Here is a 15,983-nt window from a genome sequence, read left to right on the forward strand (position 1 = left end):
CACCGCTCCCCGGAGTCACCCGTCGTAGGGCTGTACCGGCCCCACCTCGACGCCGAGCAGCCGCCAGGCAGCCAGCGCCCGGCGTTCCCGCTCCTCACGCGTGGGGCCGGTGACGGCACCGGAGACCATGGCAATCGCGAGCATGAGGTCGTCCGCCGCACCCAGTCGGTGACCGTCGGGCAGCCATCCCCGCAGACTGCGCTCGACCCGCTCGGACAGGACCGAGGCGTGCGCACGGAGATCGGATCGGCTGCCCGCCCCGTCAGCGTGCATCAGGCCGATGAAAGCCGCCGATTCGGTGGCGTGCCACGTCACCACACCGAGAACCTCGGCCAGGGTCGCGTCCTCAGCTGCGGCGGCCTGTTCGATCTGTCGCACGTTTTCCTCCAGGACCGCGGCCGCCAGGGCGCCCCGGTCGGGGAAATGGCGGTACAGAACGCCCTGGCCCACCCCGGCCCGACGCGCGATCGCGGACAGCGGAGCGTTCAGGCCATCCGCTGAGAGAATCTCCCGGGCGGCAGCGACCAAAGCGGCTCGGTTGCGCGCGGCGGCCTTCGGCCCGTCGTTCGCGGGCCGCCGCTCGTCCGGCACAGGGTGTTGCATCACCCCGGAAGAATACCGGCCGGGCAAGGTCAGCTCACGTCTGCTGGATGGAGGCGGTCCCTCATACATGGGGAAGTGCGGGGGCCGGCGCGAAGCCGCCACGGCGAGCACTTCGCCCGAGCTTGGCGTGGACAGCGACCACACTTTCGCCCGGACAGAGTTGCGTGTCGAAGGTCAGCCCGTTGTCGCCGACGCCAGCCGGCTTCGGATCCCAGCAGTCATACAGCTTCTGGTTCAGCCCGAGGTCCTCCCCAACCATTTCGGTTGCCTCGGCGACGCTCGATGAGGTCCGAAGCCTCCCTCACCGGTCGGCACGCGGAGTTAGAAGAAAGCTCGGTGAGACGAGGAGACGCCTTGCGATTCACGGGTGAGGCCGACGAGATCCAGCGCGTACACAGGGGCTGGTGCAGTGAAGTGACGCCGGCACCCGGGTGGCCCTGCGAACGTTTCCGGTCAGCCATGAAGCAATTAAGTCAGTCAATTGATTTACCGGGAGGGGTGGTGTCTAGTGATCGGTGACGCGGGCTCAAGGAGGCAGTCATGTGCGTACCCCTCAGAATGCGGTCGCTGACGCGGCGGCGTCGCGAAGCAGGCTCACCGTGGGCGCTGATGCCGCGAAACGCCGTGAAGGCGTGCCGCACCGACCCGCTGTGCGAAGTGCCGGTGACATGGTGAACAGGATCGAGCCTCGCACCGGTCGCGGCGCCGACACACGCGAAGCCATCATGGCAGCCGCCGAGCGCCTCTACGCCGAGCATGGGCTGTCAAACGTCTCCAACCGGCAGATCAGCGAGGCGGCCGGCCAAGGCAACAACACCGCTGTCAGCTACCACTTCGGCAGCAAGACGACGCTCGTACGGGCCATCATGACCAAGCACGGCGAACAGGTCGAGGTGATCCGCAGGCGCTACGTGGAGGCCGTCGGCGACAGCCCCGACCTGCGGGACTGGGTGCGCTGCCTGCTACGCCCGGTGACCGAACACCTGGCCGACCTCGGCGCCCCGTCCTGGCAAGCCCGGTTCGCCATGCAGGTGATGGCCGACCCGCTGATGCGAGCACTGGTGTCAGAGGAGTCCCTCACCCGTGACAGCCTGCGCCGCACCCTCCAGGGACTGGGCGAGTGTCTCTACGACATCGTGCCCCCTGAGATTCGCCCGGCGCGCGCCGAGATGGCCCGACACCTGATCACCCATACCTGCGCGGAGCGGGAACTCGCTCTGACCGAAGAGCCTGTCGAGCCCGGCACGTCGTGGGAACGCACCGGCGACGCGTTGGAGGACGCGCTGGTGGGACTGCTCGCCGCACCCACCACCCGCCGCTGAAGAGACCACCAGGAATCACCCCGATCCGACAAGGGAGAGAGTATGAAGATCACTGTGGACGAGGAGAAGTGCTGCGGTGCCGGCCAGTGCGTATTGATCGCACCGGAGGTGTTCGACCAGCGCGATGAGGACGGCATCGTCATACTGCTCGATCCCGCGCCCGCCGCTGACCATCACGAGGCGGTCCGCGAGTCCGCCGGCGTCTGCCCCGCCGCCGCCATCGACGTCCATGAGGATGCGTGAAAACACCGTCGAACGTACTCGTTGCCGGCGCCGGCGCCGCGGGTCTCACTGTCGTGGAGGGCCTGCGCCGCAAGGGCTATCGCGAGCGCATCACCCTGCTCGGTGAGGAGGCCGGCGCACCGTACGACCGTCCGCCGCTGTCCAAACACGTACTCGCCGGGACGTGGGACGCCGAGCGCACACATCTACGCACCCGTGAGGTACTGGACGCCTTGGACGCCGAGTTCGTCCTCGGCGAGCGAGCGTCGGCCTTCGACGCCGCCACGCGCACCGTGCGCACGATGAGCGGAGCGGAGTTCGGCGCGGAAGCCGTCGTGCTGGCCACCGGACTGCAACCGCGCAGACTGCCAGAGCTTGCGGGTCCAGCGGGCGTGCATGTGCTGCGAACTCTTGAGGACGCCGCACAGTTACGCGGGGAACTGCTTCAGGCCGATCGGGTCGTGGTCGTCGGCGACGGTGTGCTCGGCGCCGAAATCGCCGCCACGGCCCGCCTCATGGGCACCGACGTGACACTTGCCGGGCCACAGGCGGCACCGATGCAGGTGCAGTTGGGGCACGACGTCGCCCAACTGCTCGCCGCACTCCACACCGCGCACGGGGTTCGACTGCGACCGGACACCCTGGTGGAGGAGCTGGAAACGGCAGACGGACGCGTCACCGGCGTCCGTCCGGTCGAGGGTGAAACCCTCCCCGCCGATCTCGTCGTCGCGGCGGTCGGCAGCACCCCTGCCACCGACTGGCTGGCCGGCAGCGGACTTACGCTGGAGGACGGCGTGGTGTGCGACTCCCGTTGCCGCGCTGCCGACGGCATCTACGCCGCCGGAGATGTGGCCCGCTTCCACCACGAGGCACTCGGTCGGTCGCTGCGGCTGGAGAACCGCACGAATGCCACGGAACAGGCAATCCTGGTCGCGGCGAACATCCTGGGCGAGGACCGCCCCTACAACCCCGTCCCCTACTTCTGGACCGACCAGCTCGGCGTCAAGATCCAGGTGTACGGGCTGCCCACACCCACCGCCACCGTGCACATCATCGAAGGCGGCACGGAGGAGGGCCGGTTCGTCGCGCAGTACCTCGACAGCGAGGGCAGCCCCGTCGCCGTCCTCGGCTGGAACATGCCCAAACAGGCGCGCCAGCACCGCCGACAACTCCTCGACCGGTACGCCCCCGCATCCGCTGCCGCCCCAAGGTGACCGAGACCGGCGCCGGAAGTCCGGCACGCCTCACCCACTCACGCCGCCGAGCCCCACAGCAGCAGACCCACCGTGACAGCCCCTGAAGCCTGTCGTCCGAGAACAGCGGTGGGCACAGCGCTCGTGCGGCCCGACGCCCGCACGTTGCGTCGGCCACCTCTCACCGATCCGCGCACGCTCCCGCCCCCATGGCGGCCCCACCCCACCGGAGAAGACCGTGACCAGCACGCCCGCCACCCCCGAAGCCGACGCCCCCGACATCCAGGACTTCCCCCCGCCGCGCTCCTCGAAGTGCCCCTTCGCCCCCTCCCCCGGCATGCGGGCGCTTTCCGAGCACGGCCCGCTCACCCGGGTCCGCTCGTGGGGCGACAGCACTCCTTGGGCCGTGACCGGGCACGCCGAACAGAAGGCGTTGCTGTCCGACGCGCGTCTCAGCGTGGAATTCTCCCGGCCGGGCTTCCCCAGCCCCGTGGACCCGGCGCACGCCCATGCCGGCAGCAGCGACCTGAGCTTCGTCGGCATGGACGACCCCGAGCACGCCCGGCTGCGCCGCATGATCAGCGGCGCCTTCACCATCAAGCGGGTCGAAACCATGCGCCCCCGCGTGCAGCAGATGGCCGATGACTTCATCGACGCCATGCTCGTGGGCCCCAACCCGGCCGACCTCGTACAGTCCCTCGCTCTGCCGATCCCCTCCCTGGTCATCTCCGAGATGCTCGGAGTTCCCTACGAGGATCACGAGTTCTTCCAGATCAACAGCAAGTCCATCGTCTCCGCGGTCGCCTCCCCCCAGGAACGCCAAACCGCTCACACCAACCTCGCCACCTACCTCGACGAGCTCGTCGGCCGAAAGCTCGTCGAGCCCGGCGACGATCTTCTCTCCAGCCTCTGCGCACGGATCGAGAGCGACGAACTCACCCGCCGCCAGGCAGCCACGATGGGCGTGCTCCTTCTTTTGGGCGGACACGAGACCACCGCGAACATGATCAGCCTGGGCACACTCCTGCTCCTGCAGCATCCCGAGCAACTTGCCGTGATCCGCGACACGGACGACGCCGCCGTCATCCGCGACGCCGTCGAGGAACTCCTGCGCTACCTCTCCATCGTCCACCTCGGCCGACGCCGTACCGCCCTGGAGGACATCGAGATCGCAGGCCGCACCATCCGTGCCGGAGACGGTGTCATCCTCCTCGGCGAACTCGCCAACCGCGACCCCGCGGTCTTCCCCGAGCCCGACCGCCTCGACATCACCCGCAACGCCCGTCAGCACCAGGCATTCGGTGCCGGCAGTCATCACTGCGTCGGCCAGCCCTTGGCCCGCATGGAACTCCAAGTCATCTATCCCACCCTCTTCCGCCGCATCCCCACCCTCCGCGCCGTCGATGACCTCGACGCGATTCCCTTCAAATACGACGCCCTCATCTACGGCCTCCACGCTTTGCCTGTCACCTGGTGACGAGAACCGGCCGACCTGTTCACCCGCAGGGCCCTCGGTCACCCCGCGGCCGATGAAACGATGACGCGACCGCCCGGTCTCCGGTTCATCGGCAAGTCGTGGCACTCGTCATGCGTTGACCCATGAGTCATGAACTGTTGAGAAGCCGTTGCTGCCACGGTCGCGGACGGGAAGGCCTTTCCGCGACCGGAGGCAGGTGACGGACTCGATCCCGGCAGTTCTCCCGTGTGCGGTATGGCGGACCTCCCGGACGTCACGAGGCACCTCAGGCCGCGCGCCGGCCACCGCCCTACGCCGCTCCCCCTCGGTACGCCTACCGCACTCTCCCGCCCACAGTGCGGGCCCACAGGTGCGGCTCCGGGAAGCCGATACGGGCGGCCCGCACCGCGGCGCCGGTACGGGCCGCCCGGAATGCGCCATTGATCTCACCACGCACACCTCCCGGCAGGGCAACGCACGGCCACTCTCCGTACCCACACGGCATCATGGCGTTTTCGTGCGGGAACAGCCCCCCGGCCGCGGTGCGAAGACGACTGCACACAACCTTCACGGTCCGACCACTTTCAGCCGCACCGTGTGTGCGGTGCGCCTCAGGGTGCAGACGGTGTGAGGCAACCGTGCTTAATCTCCCGGGCCATGAGATTCACTCGCACGAGACGCTTCGGTCTCGCCACGATCATCACCCTCGCCCTAGCCCTCTTCGGCCTGGCGCCCTCCGCGAGTGCCGCCGACCCGGCCCCGGCCGAGCTGTCGTTCAGCACCGACGACGCCACCACCACGCCCGGCGGTGCGGTGAACCTGTCGATGACGATCAAGAACAACCAGACGTACGACATCTGGTTCGTCTACCAGACCATCGACCCGACCTGGCTGACCACCCAGCGCCCCGACCTCTTGTACAGCTTCACCGGCTGCAGTCTGGCGACGGACGCCGGGCCCGCCCCGTGTTCCGGTACCGGTCCGGCAAACCTCGGCGGCAACTACGGCACCACCATCCCGCCCGGTCAGAGCCGTACCGTCACCCTGACCTTGCAGGTCGCCGCCGACTCCGGCTGCAACGGCAACATCGGCTTCTACTCCTACTTCTACGCCGAGTTCAGCGACAGCACCAGCCTCAGCGGCGGCCCGGTCCACACGCCCGAGACCCGCGTGCTGTGCGCATGAGAGCACCCCTGGGCGCCCCGAGCGGCGCACGCCCCCGCTGAGCGGGGACCTCACGCACGAAGACGGCGGCCGACCCCTGCTCCACGTCGGCCGCCGTCGGCATGCCACCCCCGGGAGTGACTTGATCCAGCTCCACGACGACCGGCATTTTGGTCTGAACCATTGACGTTCCACTCCGCGAAGTCCGGCGGTTCCGCGTTCCACCGTCGACCTTCCACAGCAGCCCACGGGCCTGCGGGCGGGTCTCACTCCTCTGACCGGGGGCACCACGCCGCCCACGAAGACCGTCTTGTCGCATTGATAAACACATACGCTTTTCCGTCAAGTTCCCCAGGGGGCACACAAAAACTCCACACAGACCTCACCATGTGAGACGACGGATGCGTCGACGACCGGCGTCCCAGGGGACGACGGCGTTGGTCATGGGGGTGGGGCAGGCTCCAACAGGAGTCCGGCCTCCCCTGCCCTGGGGAGGGAATTCCACCGCATGAAGCGGACCATTCGCACCACCGCGCTCGTAGTGGGCACACTGATGGCGACGATCGGACTGCCGGCTGCCACGGCCCAGGCGGACGATCCGACACCGCGCGTCGATCTGCGCGTGCTGGTCGTGAGCGACGGGGGGCCGTCCACCGACGCCATCGCCGCCGAACTGGAGAACGCCGGAACGCCGTACACCGAGGTCGACCTGGAGGACGCCGGCCGGGCCGTGATCGACGCGGGCTTCCTCGCCGACACGGTCGACGGCCGACCGCGCGCGAAGTACCAGGCCGTCGTCCTGCCCAACGACAACCCGTTCCCGGCGGGGTCCTCCGAGATGGCGGCCCTCGTGGCCTACGAGCAGACCTACTCGATCCCGCAGGTCGACGCCTACACCTACGCACGCCCACAGGTGGGGCTCAACGCGGCGGTCGGCACGGGCTACGCCGGCAGCATCGACGGGGTGCAGGCCGAGGTGACGCAGGCCGGCAAGGCCGGGGCCTTCGGCTACCTGGAGGGCGCTGTCCCGTTCGAGGACAACTCCCCCGCCGTGGGCGAGTCCTACGCCTACCTCTCGACGCCGGCGGCGGGCGCCGACTTCGTCCCCTACGTCCAGGCCGCCATCCCGGGCAGGCCGACGAAGGGCTCCCTGGTGGGCGAGTACCGGCACGACGGGCGGCGCGAACTCGTCGTCACCTTCGTCTACAACCGGTACCAGCAGCAGTACCGGCTGCTGGCCCGGGGCATCGTGGAGTGGATGACCGGCGGGGTGCACCTCGGCGCCGACCGCAACTACTTCGCGGTCCACGTCGACGACGTCTTCGCCGCCGACGACCGCTGGGACACCGCACTCGACTGCACGCCCGGCGACGTGGACTGCCAGCCGGGCGAGGGCACGCCGAACCCGATCCGCATGGTTCCGGCCGACGTCGACCACGCGACCGCCTGGCAGAACAGCCGGGAATTCACCCTCGACTTCGCCTACAACGCCTCCGGCACCGTGGACCACCGCGAGGACAACGGCGGCCAGGACGCCCTCGCCGACAAGCTGATAGCCGACCGCGACCAGTTCCGTTGGATCAACCACACGTATACCCACGCCTTCCTGGGCTGTGTGCAGGACACCGGCGTGGTTCCGTGGAAATGCGCGACGAACGCGGACGGCTCCACCCGGTGGGTCGGCCGGAACGAGATCGCCGACGAGATCGCGACCAACGAAGCGTGGGGCGTGGCGGCCGGACTCCCGCTCCGGAGCGAGGAGTTGGTCACCGGTGAGCACTCCGGTCTGAAGGTGACCCCGCAGCAGCCGGTGGACAACCCCAACCTGGGGCTCGCCCTCACCGACACGGGCATCGAGTGGCTGGGCTCGGACAACTCCCGTGACCCCGTGCAGCGCCGTGTCGGCACCGCCACGACCGTCTCCCGCTATCCGATGAACGTCTTCTACAACGTCGGGCGGGCGGCCGAACAGGTCGACGAGTACAACTGGATCTACACCAGCCGTGCACAGGGCGGCAGCGGGATCTGCGAGGACAACCCCGCCACCTCCACCTGCCTGGCCGCGCCACTGGACATCGCCACCGGCTATACCGAGCACATCGTGCCGCTGGAGACCCGGATCGCGCTGGGGCACGTCCTCGCCAACGACCCCAAGCCGCACTTCATCCACCAGTCGAACCTCACCGAGGACCGCATCGCCTATCCGGTGCTCGAGGGTGTGCTCGGCGACTACGACGACCTGTTCACCGACGACACCCCCGTGGTGAATCTCCGTATGAAGGACATCGGCGTCGAAATGCAGCGCCGGGCCGCTTGGCGGGCCGCCCTCGACGCGGGCCAGGTCACCGCCTACCGGATCGGCGACAGCGTGAACGTGCGGGCGCCCGGCGGCGTGGCGCTCGCGGCAACCATGCCCGCCGGTACCCAGCACGGCGGCACGGGCTTCGGGACCGCCTACGCCGGCGCGGTCTCCGGCTGGGCCTCGGCGGACGGCCTGCCGTACACCCTGGACCTGCCCACGTCCGCCGGTGCGCCGGCCACGGCGGTCGAGCCGAACGGGACGCCCGGCGCTCCGGCGGACGCCGCACCCCGGACCGAGGTGCCGGCCGGCGTCGAGGAGCGGGTCCCCTACGGCGCGGAGCGCTGACAGGCGTACGCCCTTCCTGTCCCGGCCGCCGGTGCGGCGGCCGGGTCGGGCCCGCGACTCCCGTGGCCCGACACCCCCACTTCCCGGCCGTGGAGCACATTGATGCACATCACCCACGGCGCGCGACACCCCGGCGCGTCGCGCGTCACCCTGCTCACCGAAGGCACCTACCCGCACAGTCACGGCGGTGTGAGCGTCTGGTGCGACCAGCTCGTCACCGGCATGCCCGACATCGCCTTCGACGTGATCGCCGTCACCGGCACCGGCCGCGAGCCGGTCGTCTGGGACGTCCCCGCCCACGTCGGCCGTATCATCTCCGTCCCTATGTGGGGTCCCGCCCCGGACGGGCGCGCGCCGCGCGGGCACCACCTCGGGCGGCTCGCTGAGTCCTACGAGCGGTTCGTGACCGCGCTGCTCGACCCGCGCGCCGAGGACGGCTTCGGCCCGGCCCTCCACGCGCTCGCGCGAGCAGCCGAGGACGGCCGGCTCAGTCCGTTCCTGCGCGGGGACCGGGCCATCGGCATCCTGACGGCTCTTTGGAACCGGTCCGGGCTCGCGGTACGCGAGGCCCGGCCGACCCTGCAGGACGCGGTGACCGCGACCGCGCTGCTGGAGCACGCGCTGCGGCCGCTGGCCGCGCCCTTCCCGGAGACGGGCGTGGCGCACGCGGTCAGCGGCGGCGTGGCGGTCCTGCCGGGCCTCGCCGCGCTGGAACGGCACGGTGTGCCCCTGCTGCTCACCGAGCACGGTGTCTATCTGCGCGAGCGCTACCTCGGATACCGCACCGCTCCCTACCGCTGGCCGGTGAAGGCGCTCGTGCTGGGCTTCTTCCGGCTGCTTGCGGAGGAGACGTACCGGCGGGCCGCCCTGATCACCCCGGGCAATCGCTACAACCGGCTCTGGGAGGAGCGCGGCGGTGCGGCGCCGGAGTCGATCCGGACGGTCTACAACGGCGTGGACCCCGCCGCGTTCCCGCCCGCCGGCCCCGAGCCGGACGATCCCGTGCTCAGCTGGGCCGGCCGTGTCGACCCGATCAAGGACCTGGAGACCCTGATCCGGGCCTTCGCCCTCGTACGGGCGCGGGTGCCCGCCGCGCGGCTGCGCCTGTTCGGCGGCACGCCGCGAGGCGGGGAGGCTTACCGGGACCGGTGCGAGGCTCTGGCCGCGGAGCTGGGCCATGCCGACGCGGTCACCTTCGAGGGCCGGGTCGAGGACATCAGGGACGCCTACGCGGCGGGGAACGTCGTGATGCTCTCCAGCATCAGCGAGGGCTTCCCCTTCACCCTGATCGAGGCCATGTCCTGCGGGCGGGCGACCGTCTCCACGGACGTGGGCGGCGTCCGGGAGGCCGTCGGCGACACCGGTCTCGTGGTGCCGCCCCGCGATCCGGCCGCGATGGCCGCCGCGGTACTGGAGCTGCTGGCGGACGCCGAGCGGCGCCGGAGGATGGGTGAGGCGGCCCGGCTCAGGGTGATCGAGCAGTTCACCCTCCGGCAGACCATCGACACCTTCCGGTCCATCTACCTGCAGCTGTCGGTGTCCGGCGGCCGGAGCGCGCCCGCAGCGGTCGAGGAACGCGCGCCGGCCACGGCGGGCAGGTCACCGGTGAGGAGCGCGGCCGGATGAGCGGACCCATGTCGCTGGAGCCGGGCGGCGCCGAGCAGGACACTCTGGCCCTTCGCCTCGCCGATGACCGCACCCTCACCCTGCGCTTCACCGACCAGCAGACGCCGGCCCTGGTCCTGCCCGGCCACGGGCCGCGGCGCGACGCGGTGGACAGGCTCGCCGCCGAACTGTCCGACCGCGTCGCGCCCGCGGTCCACCCTTACGAGGTCGCCGCGCTGCTGGAGTCCGAGGGACTCACCGGCGAGGTGATCCGGGAGAGATACGGGCACGCCGACCTGTTCTCGCTGGCGACGGCGTTGTACCACCTCGTACCGAGGACGTTCCCCGAGCCGCCGCGGCCCGCCGATCCCTGGCGCCCGGACCATCTGCGCTGCGCCCTGCGAGGACTGCTGTTCGCGCTGCCCGGCCTCGCCTACGCGCTCGCCGGACGGCTGCTGCCCCCTGACGGCACGGTGCGGGCGCTGGTGGTGGCCGGGCTGATCTCCTGGGCCTGGAACCAGGCGCTGGGCCACCGGGCGTACGTGCGTCTGGCGACCGGGCGCCTCGAGGCGGGCCGCACCCTGGCGAAGGGGGCGCCGCTGGGCGCTGCCCTGGCGACCGCCGCCGGAGCCGCGCTCTCCGGGTCGGGCGTGACGGCCCTGGCCGTCGCGACCCAGTCGGCGTACCTCGCGGCGGCCGGTGCACTGCTCGTACTGGGCCGCGAGCGGTTGCTGCTGGCGGTCCTCCTGCCGGTCGCCGCCGGCGGGACGGCACTGCTGTGGTGGGAGCCCGGGACCGTGCTCCGGGCCGGGCTGCCGCTGGTGTCGCTGCTCGGCGCGGTCGCCGCGGCCGGCTGGGCGCTGCGCGCCACCCGCACGGCCCCGGCCGCGCCCGGTGCCACGCGTCCGGCACTGTGGCCGTCCCTGCCGTACGGGCTGTTCGGACTGGCCGCCGGGTCGCTGGTGTTCCTGGCGGGCCGGGACCACCCCTGGGCGGTGATCGTGCTGACCCTGAGCATGGGGCCGGCCGAGTGGCTGCTGTACCGCTACCGCGGTGTGTCGGTGGAGGCTCTGCGGTCCACGAGGACACTTGCCGGGTTCCGGGCCCGTTCCGCCGCCGTTCTCGCCGGCTGCCTGCTGGTGTACCTCGGTCCCCTCGCGCCGGCGGCCCTGCTCGTGGACGCCGAGCCCGTCACCCTGCTGCTGCTCGCCGCCACGCTGTGGATCTCCCTGCTGCTTCAGGCGTTCGGCACCGCCTGGCCGCCGGCGGCCCTGTGTCTCGCCGCGGCGGTGTTCGCCGGCGCGGTGACACTGACCGGCGCACCACCGGGCTCCGCGGCGCTGCCGCTGTGCTGCGGTGCCGCCGTGCTCTGTCTCGCCGTGGTGGCCGTACGACAGCTGGGCCGCCCGGCGGCCCACGGTTGACGCCTTACCGACCGCGCACGTACCACCGCGCCGCCATCCGTCTCCTTGGCCGCCCGCGGCCCAACCACCAACCACCCGCCACCAACCACCAACCACCGGAAGGACACCACCTTGACCGCTCCACCGCTCGCCGCCGTCACCGGAGCCGAGGGCTTCATCGGTTCCCACCTCACGGAGGCGCTGGTCGCCTCCGGGCACCGGGTGAGGGCCATGGCGCAGTACAACTCCTTCTCCTCGTACGGCTGGCTGGAGACCCTCTCCCCCGATGTCCTGGGCCATGTCGAGATCGTCCTCGGCGACGTCCGGGACCCGGGCTCGGTCCGCCATCTCGTCGAAGGTGCCGACAGCGTCTACCACCTGGCCGCCCTCATCGCCATCCCGTACTCCTACCGGGCGCCCCACAGCTACGTGGACACCAACGTCACCGGCACACTGAACGTGCTGGAGGCCGTACGGGCCGCGGGCACACCGCGGCTGGTACACACCTCCACCAGCGAGACCTACGGCACTGCGCAGACCGTGCCGATCACCGAGGACCACCCCGTCAACACCCAGTCCCCGTACGCGGCTTCGAAGGCGGGCGGGGACCGGCTGGCCGACAGCTACCACGCCAGTTTCGACACCCCGGTGGTAACGCTGCGGCCGTTCAACACGTTCGGACCACGGCAGTCCATGCGGGCCGTGATCCCGACCGTCATCGGCCAGGTCGCGGCCGGGGAGCGGACCATCACCCTCGGCGACCTGCGTCCCACCCGCGACTTCACCTTCGTCAAGGACACCGCGCAGGCGTTCCTGGCGGTCGGCTCCGCACCCGCCGAGCAGGTCGTGGGCCGCACCTTCAACGCCGGGACCGGCGGCGAGATCTCCGTCGGCGACCTGGTCGCCCTCATCGGCAAGGTGATGGACACCGCGCTCGACGTCCGCGAGGACACGCAGCGGCTGCGGCCCGCGAACTCCGAGGTGATGCGACTGGTCGCGGACGCCGGCCGACTGCGCGCGGCGACCGGCTGGAGCCCGGCGCACGACCTGGAGGAGGGCCTCGCGCACACGGTGGAGTTCTTCCGCGAGCCGGCCAACCTCGCCCGCTACAAGACCGGCATCTACAACATCTGAGCACGTCCGGCACGTCGAGCAAGGGGGAAGACCATGCACGCAGTGATTCTGGCCGGAGGCAAGGGCGTCCGGCTGCGGCCCTACACCACGGCCCTGCCCAAGCCGCTGGTACCCATCGGCGACCAGCACGCCATCCTCGAGATCGTCCTGCGCCAGCTCGCCTCGGCCGGCTTCACCGGCTGCACCATCGCCATAGGTCATCTCGGCGAGATCATCCGGGCGTACGTCGGCGACGGCTCCCAATGGGGACTGAGAGTCGACTACTCCACCGAGGAGTCCCCGCTGGGGACCATGGGCCCGCTGCTGACGATACGTGAGCGACTGCCCGAGCACTTCCTGGTGATGAACGGGGACATCCTCACCGACCTCGACTACGCCGACGTCCTCCACCGCCATCAGACCTCCGAAGCTCCTCTGACGATCGCCACGTACGCGCGCCAGGTGCGCATCGACTTCGGGGTGCTGACCACCGACGCGAGCAAGGTCGTCGGTTTCACCGAGAAGCCGAGCATGGACTACCGCGTTTCCATGGGGGTGTACGGGCTGACCCGGGCCACACTCGACGGGTACACCGCCGGGCTGCCGCTGGGCTTCGACGAGCTGGTGCTGGACCTGCTGAGTTCCGGCAACCCGCCGCACGCCTACGATTTCGACGGCTACTGGCTTGACATCGGCCGTCCCGACGACTACGACCGTGCCAACGCGGAGTTCACCAGCCGCAAGTCCCTGCTGCTCAAGGGAGCCTGAGCACCGTATGCGCATTCTCGTCCTGGGTTCCACCGGCTATCTGGGGACCCACGTCGCCGAGCGGCTCGGCGCCCTGCGGGGCGCGCGGGTCCTCGCCGGCGGCCGGTCCCCCGCCGCCGGCGTTCCCGTCGACCTCGCCACCGACTCCGTCGACCGGCTCACGAAGACCCTGGCGTCGGTGGCGCCGCACGCCGTGGTCAACTGCGCCGGTGCGACCGGCGGCGACCCGGTGACGCTGGCGGAGGCCAACGCCCGGGGACCCGCCGTCCTGTGCACGGCAATGGCCCTGGCCTGTCCCTCGGCCCGGCTGGTCCATCTCGGTTCGGCCGCCGAGTACGGCCCGGGGACCGCCCGGGCCCCAGCGGTGGAGTCGGCGCCCACCCGTCCGCTCAGCGCCTACGGGGCCACGAAACTGGCCGGCACGGTCACCGTCTCCACCTCCGCCCTGGACGCGCTCGTCCTCCGGGTCGGCAATCCCGTGGGGCCCGGGGCACCACCGGCCGGGCTGCCCGGCCGGGTCACCCGGCTGTTGCGCGAGGCGGGTTCGGACCCGGACGCGGTGCTCCGCCTCGGGGACCTGTCGGCGTACCGCGACTTCGTCGACGCACGCGACGTGGCGCGGGCGGTGGAGCGGGCTGTGACCGCGCCCGGGCCGCTGCCGCGCGTGCTCAACATCAGCGGCGGCGACGCCGTACCGGTGCGCCACCTGGTGCGCACGCTCGCGGACATCGCGGACTTCGGGGGACGCATCGAGGAACAGGGCGCCGGCTCCGCCCGCTCGGAGCAGGTGTCCTGGCAGTGTTCCGACATCTCCGCCGCCCGGACGGCCCTCGGCTGGCGTCCCTCGTATCCGCTCCGGGAGTCACTGGCGGCTCTGTGGTCCGCCGGCGCCCACCCTCCGTCTCCGTGCGAGGAAAGCGAACTGCCGTCGTGAGCCTGCTGATCCCGCTGTACGTCCACCCGGCCGTGAACCCGGGCGCCTGGCACAGACTCATCGCGGCGGCCGACCGCACCTACGCGGTCGTGCTCAATCCCGCGGACGGGCCGGGCGGCGCTCCCGACCCCGCCTTCGTCTCCGTGGCCGGCGCACTGCGCGGAGCGGGCGCCCGGCTGCTCGGCTACGTGGACACCGACTACGGCACCCGGCCCGCCGCGGATGTCACGGCCGATGCCGCCCGGCACCGGGTGTGGTACGCGACCGACGGCTGTTTCCTGGACCGGGTGAGCGCGGCCGAGGACGCGCTGCCCGCCTACCGGAGGCTGGTGCGCGCGCTACGACGGCAGGGCGCGTCTACCGTGGTCCTCAACCCGGGCGTGCACCCGGCCCCCGGCTACGCCCGGATCGCCGATCTCGTCGTCACGTTCGAGGGCCCCTGGTCCACCTATGTGTCGGCGTACACCAGACCCGACTGGACGGCGCGCCATTCGCCCGACCGCTTCTGCCATCTGGTGTACGGCGTGCCCGAGGCGCTGGCGCCACTGGCCGTACGCACCGCCCACGAGCGTGGCGCCGCCGTGTCCGGCCCGGTGACCGGGGAACCGCCCAACCCGTGGTCCCGGCTGACACCGGTGCTGACCGGAGCGGAGCGGTGAGGCACAGAGCTCGGGTGTGGGCAACCCTGCTGACCCTGCTGGCGATCTCGGTGACGACCGCGACGGCCGGTTGTTCCGGTACGGGCGGCGGCCGGGGCACGGCGTCGGGCGTGCCGCGAGAGGGGTGGTGGCAGCCTCGTCCGGGGCTCGCCTGGCAGTGGCAGCTCGACGGTAAGGTCGACGCCTCGGCGGCCGACGTGCCGGTCTACGACATCGACGGCTTCGAGAACGACGCCACGGACGTCGCCCGGCTCCACCGCGCCGGCCGCAAGGTGATCTGCTACATCAACGTGGGCGCTTGGGAGGACTACCGGCCCGACAAGGACGCCTTCCCACGCTCGGTGCTGGGCGGGCCGAACGGCTGGCAGGGCGAGCGCTGGCTCGACATCCGGCAGATCTCCCTGCTGCGGCCGATCATGGAACGACGGTTCGACATGTGCAGGGAGAAGGGGTTCGACGCGGTGGAACCCGACCTGGTGGAGGGGTACGCCGACGACACCGGCTTCCCGCTCACCGCGCGGGACCAGCTGAGGTACAACCGTATGATCGCCGATATCGCCCACGATCGCCGCCTGGCGGTGGGCCTGAAGAACGACCTGGCGCAGATCCCGCAGCTGGTGGATGCCTTCGACTTCGCGGTCAACGAGCAGTGCGCGCAGTACGGCGAGTGCGCGCGGCTCACACCGTTCATCGAGGCCGGCAAGGCGGTCTTCCACGTCGAGTACACCGAGCCGGCCCACCGCTTCTGCCCCGAGTCCCGCAGGCTGGGGCTCTCCTCCATGCGTAAGAAGTGGGAGCTGGGAGCCTGGCGCGGGGCCTGCTAAGCAGGACCTGGGCTCGGCGGGGCTCGGTCCCCCGGGGCGAGGGCTGGCACCGCTGGAGCATTCCGGCGGG

14 protein-coding genes are annotated in these 15,983 nt (G+C 71.0%); 13 read left to right on the forward strand and 1 reads right to left on the reverse strand.

The window, feature by feature from the left end; translation table 11 throughout:
- Positions 1–15: 15 nt before the first annotated feature.
- Positions 16–606: a TetR/AcrR family transcriptional regulator gene (locus ACWD04_RS11215; RefSeq protein WP_451130461.1), complete on the reverse strand. Its 591-nt coding sequence runs from the start codon at positions 604–606 to the stop codon at positions 16–18.
- Between the two features lie 665 nt (positions 607–1,271).
- Between ACWD04_RS11215 and ACWD04_RS11220 the strand changes: the two genes are divergently transcribed.
- The 13 genes from ACWD04_RS11220 (at position 1,272) to ACWD04_RS11280 (ending at position 15,913) form a co-directional block, all read left to right on the forward strand.
- Complete coding sequence (locus ACWD04_RS11220; protein WP_451130463.1) at positions 1,272–1,925, forward strand: TetR/AcrR family transcriptional regulator; 654 nt, start codon at positions 1,272–1,274, stop codon at positions 1,923–1,925.
- Between the two features lie 42 nt (positions 1,926–1,967).
- Complete coding sequence (locus ACWD04_RS11225) at positions 1,968–2,168, forward strand: ferredoxin (protein WP_451130465.1); 201 nt, start codon at positions 1,968–1,970, stop codon at positions 2,166–2,168.
- Positions 2,165–3,361, forward strand: coding sequence for an NAD(P)/FAD-dependent oxidoreductase (locus ACWD04_RS11230; RefSeq protein ID WP_451130467.1), 1,197 nt, complete (start codon positions 2,165–2,167; stop codon positions 3,359–3,361). The genes ACWD04_RS11225 and ACWD04_RS11230 overlap by 4 nt, the downstream gene beginning before the upstream one ends.
- Positions 3,362–3,578: 217 nt before the next feature.
- Complete coding sequence (locus tag ACWD04_RS11235; RefSeq protein WP_451130469.1) at positions 3,579–4,817, forward strand: cytochrome P450; 1,239 nt, start codon at positions 3,579–3,581, stop codon at positions 4,815–4,817.
- Positions 4,818–5,453: 636 nt separating this feature from the next.
- On the forward strand, positions 5,454–5,981 hold the full coding sequence (locus ACWD04_RS11240) for a hypothetical protein (RefSeq protein WP_451130471.1): 528 nt from the start codon (positions 5,454–5,456) through the stop codon (positions 5,979–5,981).
- Between the two features lie 487 nt (positions 5,982–6,468).
- Positions 6,469–8,607: a hypothetical protein gene (locus tag ACWD04_RS11245; RefSeq protein ID WP_451130473.1), complete on the forward strand. Its 2,139-nt coding sequence runs from the start codon at positions 6,469–6,471 to the stop codon at positions 8,605–8,607.
- 102 nt (positions 8,608–8,709) lie between these two features.
- Complete coding sequence (gene pelF, locus ACWD04_RS11250; protein ID WP_451130475.1) at positions 8,710–10,233, forward strand: GT4 family glycosyltransferase PelF; 1,524 nt, start codon at positions 8,710–8,712, stop codon at positions 10,231–10,233.
- Complete coding sequence (locus ACWD04_RS11255; protein ID WP_451130477.1) at positions 10,230–11,636, forward strand: hypothetical protein; 1,407 nt, start codon at positions 10,230–10,232, stop codon at positions 11,634–11,636. The genes pelF and ACWD04_RS11255 overlap by 4 nt, the downstream gene beginning before the upstream one ends.
- Before the next feature lie 111 nt (positions 11,637–11,747).
- Positions 11,748–12,749 carry an SDR family NAD(P)-dependent oxidoreductase gene (locus ACWD04_RS11260; protein ID WP_451130479.1) on the forward strand — a complete coding sequence of 334 codons (1,002 nt, stop codon included), beginning with the start codon at positions 11,748–11,750 and terminating at the stop codon, positions 12,747–12,749.
- Positions 12,750–12,782: 33 nt separating this feature from the next.
- Positions 12,783–13,496, forward strand: a complete 714-nt coding sequence (locus tag ACWD04_RS11265; RefSeq protein WP_451130481.1) for a nucleotidyltransferase family protein — start codon at positions 12,783–12,785, stop codon at positions 13,494–13,496.
- Between the two features lie 7 nt (positions 13,497–13,503).
- On the forward strand, positions 13,504–14,430 hold the full coding sequence (locus tag ACWD04_RS11270) for an NAD-dependent epimerase/dehydratase family protein (RefSeq protein ID WP_451130483.1): 927 nt from the start codon (positions 13,504–13,506) through the stop codon (positions 14,428–14,430).
- Positions 14,427–15,089 (forward strand): spherulation-specific family 4 protein, encoded by a 663-nt coding sequence (locus ACWD04_RS11275; protein WP_451130485.1) that lies wholly within the window; start codon positions 14,427–14,429, stop codon positions 15,087–15,089. The genes ACWD04_RS11270 and ACWD04_RS11275 overlap by 4 nt, the downstream gene beginning before the upstream one ends.
- Positions 15,086–15,913: an endo alpha-1,4 polygalactosaminidase gene (locus ACWD04_RS11280; RefSeq protein ID WP_451130487.1), complete on the forward strand. Its 828-nt coding sequence runs from the start codon at positions 15,086–15,088 to the stop codon at positions 15,911–15,913. Before ACWD04_RS11275 ends, ACWD04_RS11280 begins: the two co-directional genes overlap by 4 nt.
- The last annotated feature ends 70 nt before the right edge of the window (positions 15,914–15,983 follow it).

The organism is Streptomyces sp. NPDC002911, assembly GCF_053591835.1.

Excerpts from the sequence above, each read along its gene's own strand:
- ACWD04_RS11270 (WP_451130483.1), top strand. The coding sequence starts at position 13,504 with ATGCGCATTCTCGTCCTGGGTTCCACCGGCTATCTGGGGACCCACGTC.
- pelF (WP_451130475.1), top strand. The coding sequence starts at position 8,710 with ATGCACATCACCCACGGCGCGCGACACCCCGGCGCGTCGCGCGTCACC.
- ACWD04_RS11255 (WP_451130477.1), top strand. The coding sequence starts at position 10,230 with ATGAGCGGACCCATGTCGCTGGAGCCGGGCGGCGCCGAGCAGGACACT.
- ACWD04_RS11225 (WP_451130465.1), top strand. The coding sequence starts at position 1,968 with ATGAAGATCACTGTGGACGAGGAGAAGTGCTGCGGTGCCGGCCAGTGC.
- ACWD04_RS11240 (WP_451130471.1), top strand. The coding sequence starts at position 5,454 with ATGAGATTCACTCGCACGAGACGCTTCGGTCTCGCCACGATCATCACC.
- ACWD04_RS11265 (WP_451130481.1), top strand. The coding sequence starts at position 12,783 with ATGCACGCAGTGATTCTGGCCGGAGGCAAGGGCGTCCGGCTGCGGCCC.
- ACWD04_RS11245 (WP_451130473.1), top strand. The coding sequence starts at position 6,469 with ATGAAGCGGACCATTCGCACCACCGCGCTCGTAGTGGGCACACTGATG.
- ACWD04_RS11220 (WP_451130463.1), top strand. The coding sequence starts at position 1,272 with ATGGTGAACAGGATCGAGCCTCGCACCGGTCGCGGCGCCGACACACGC.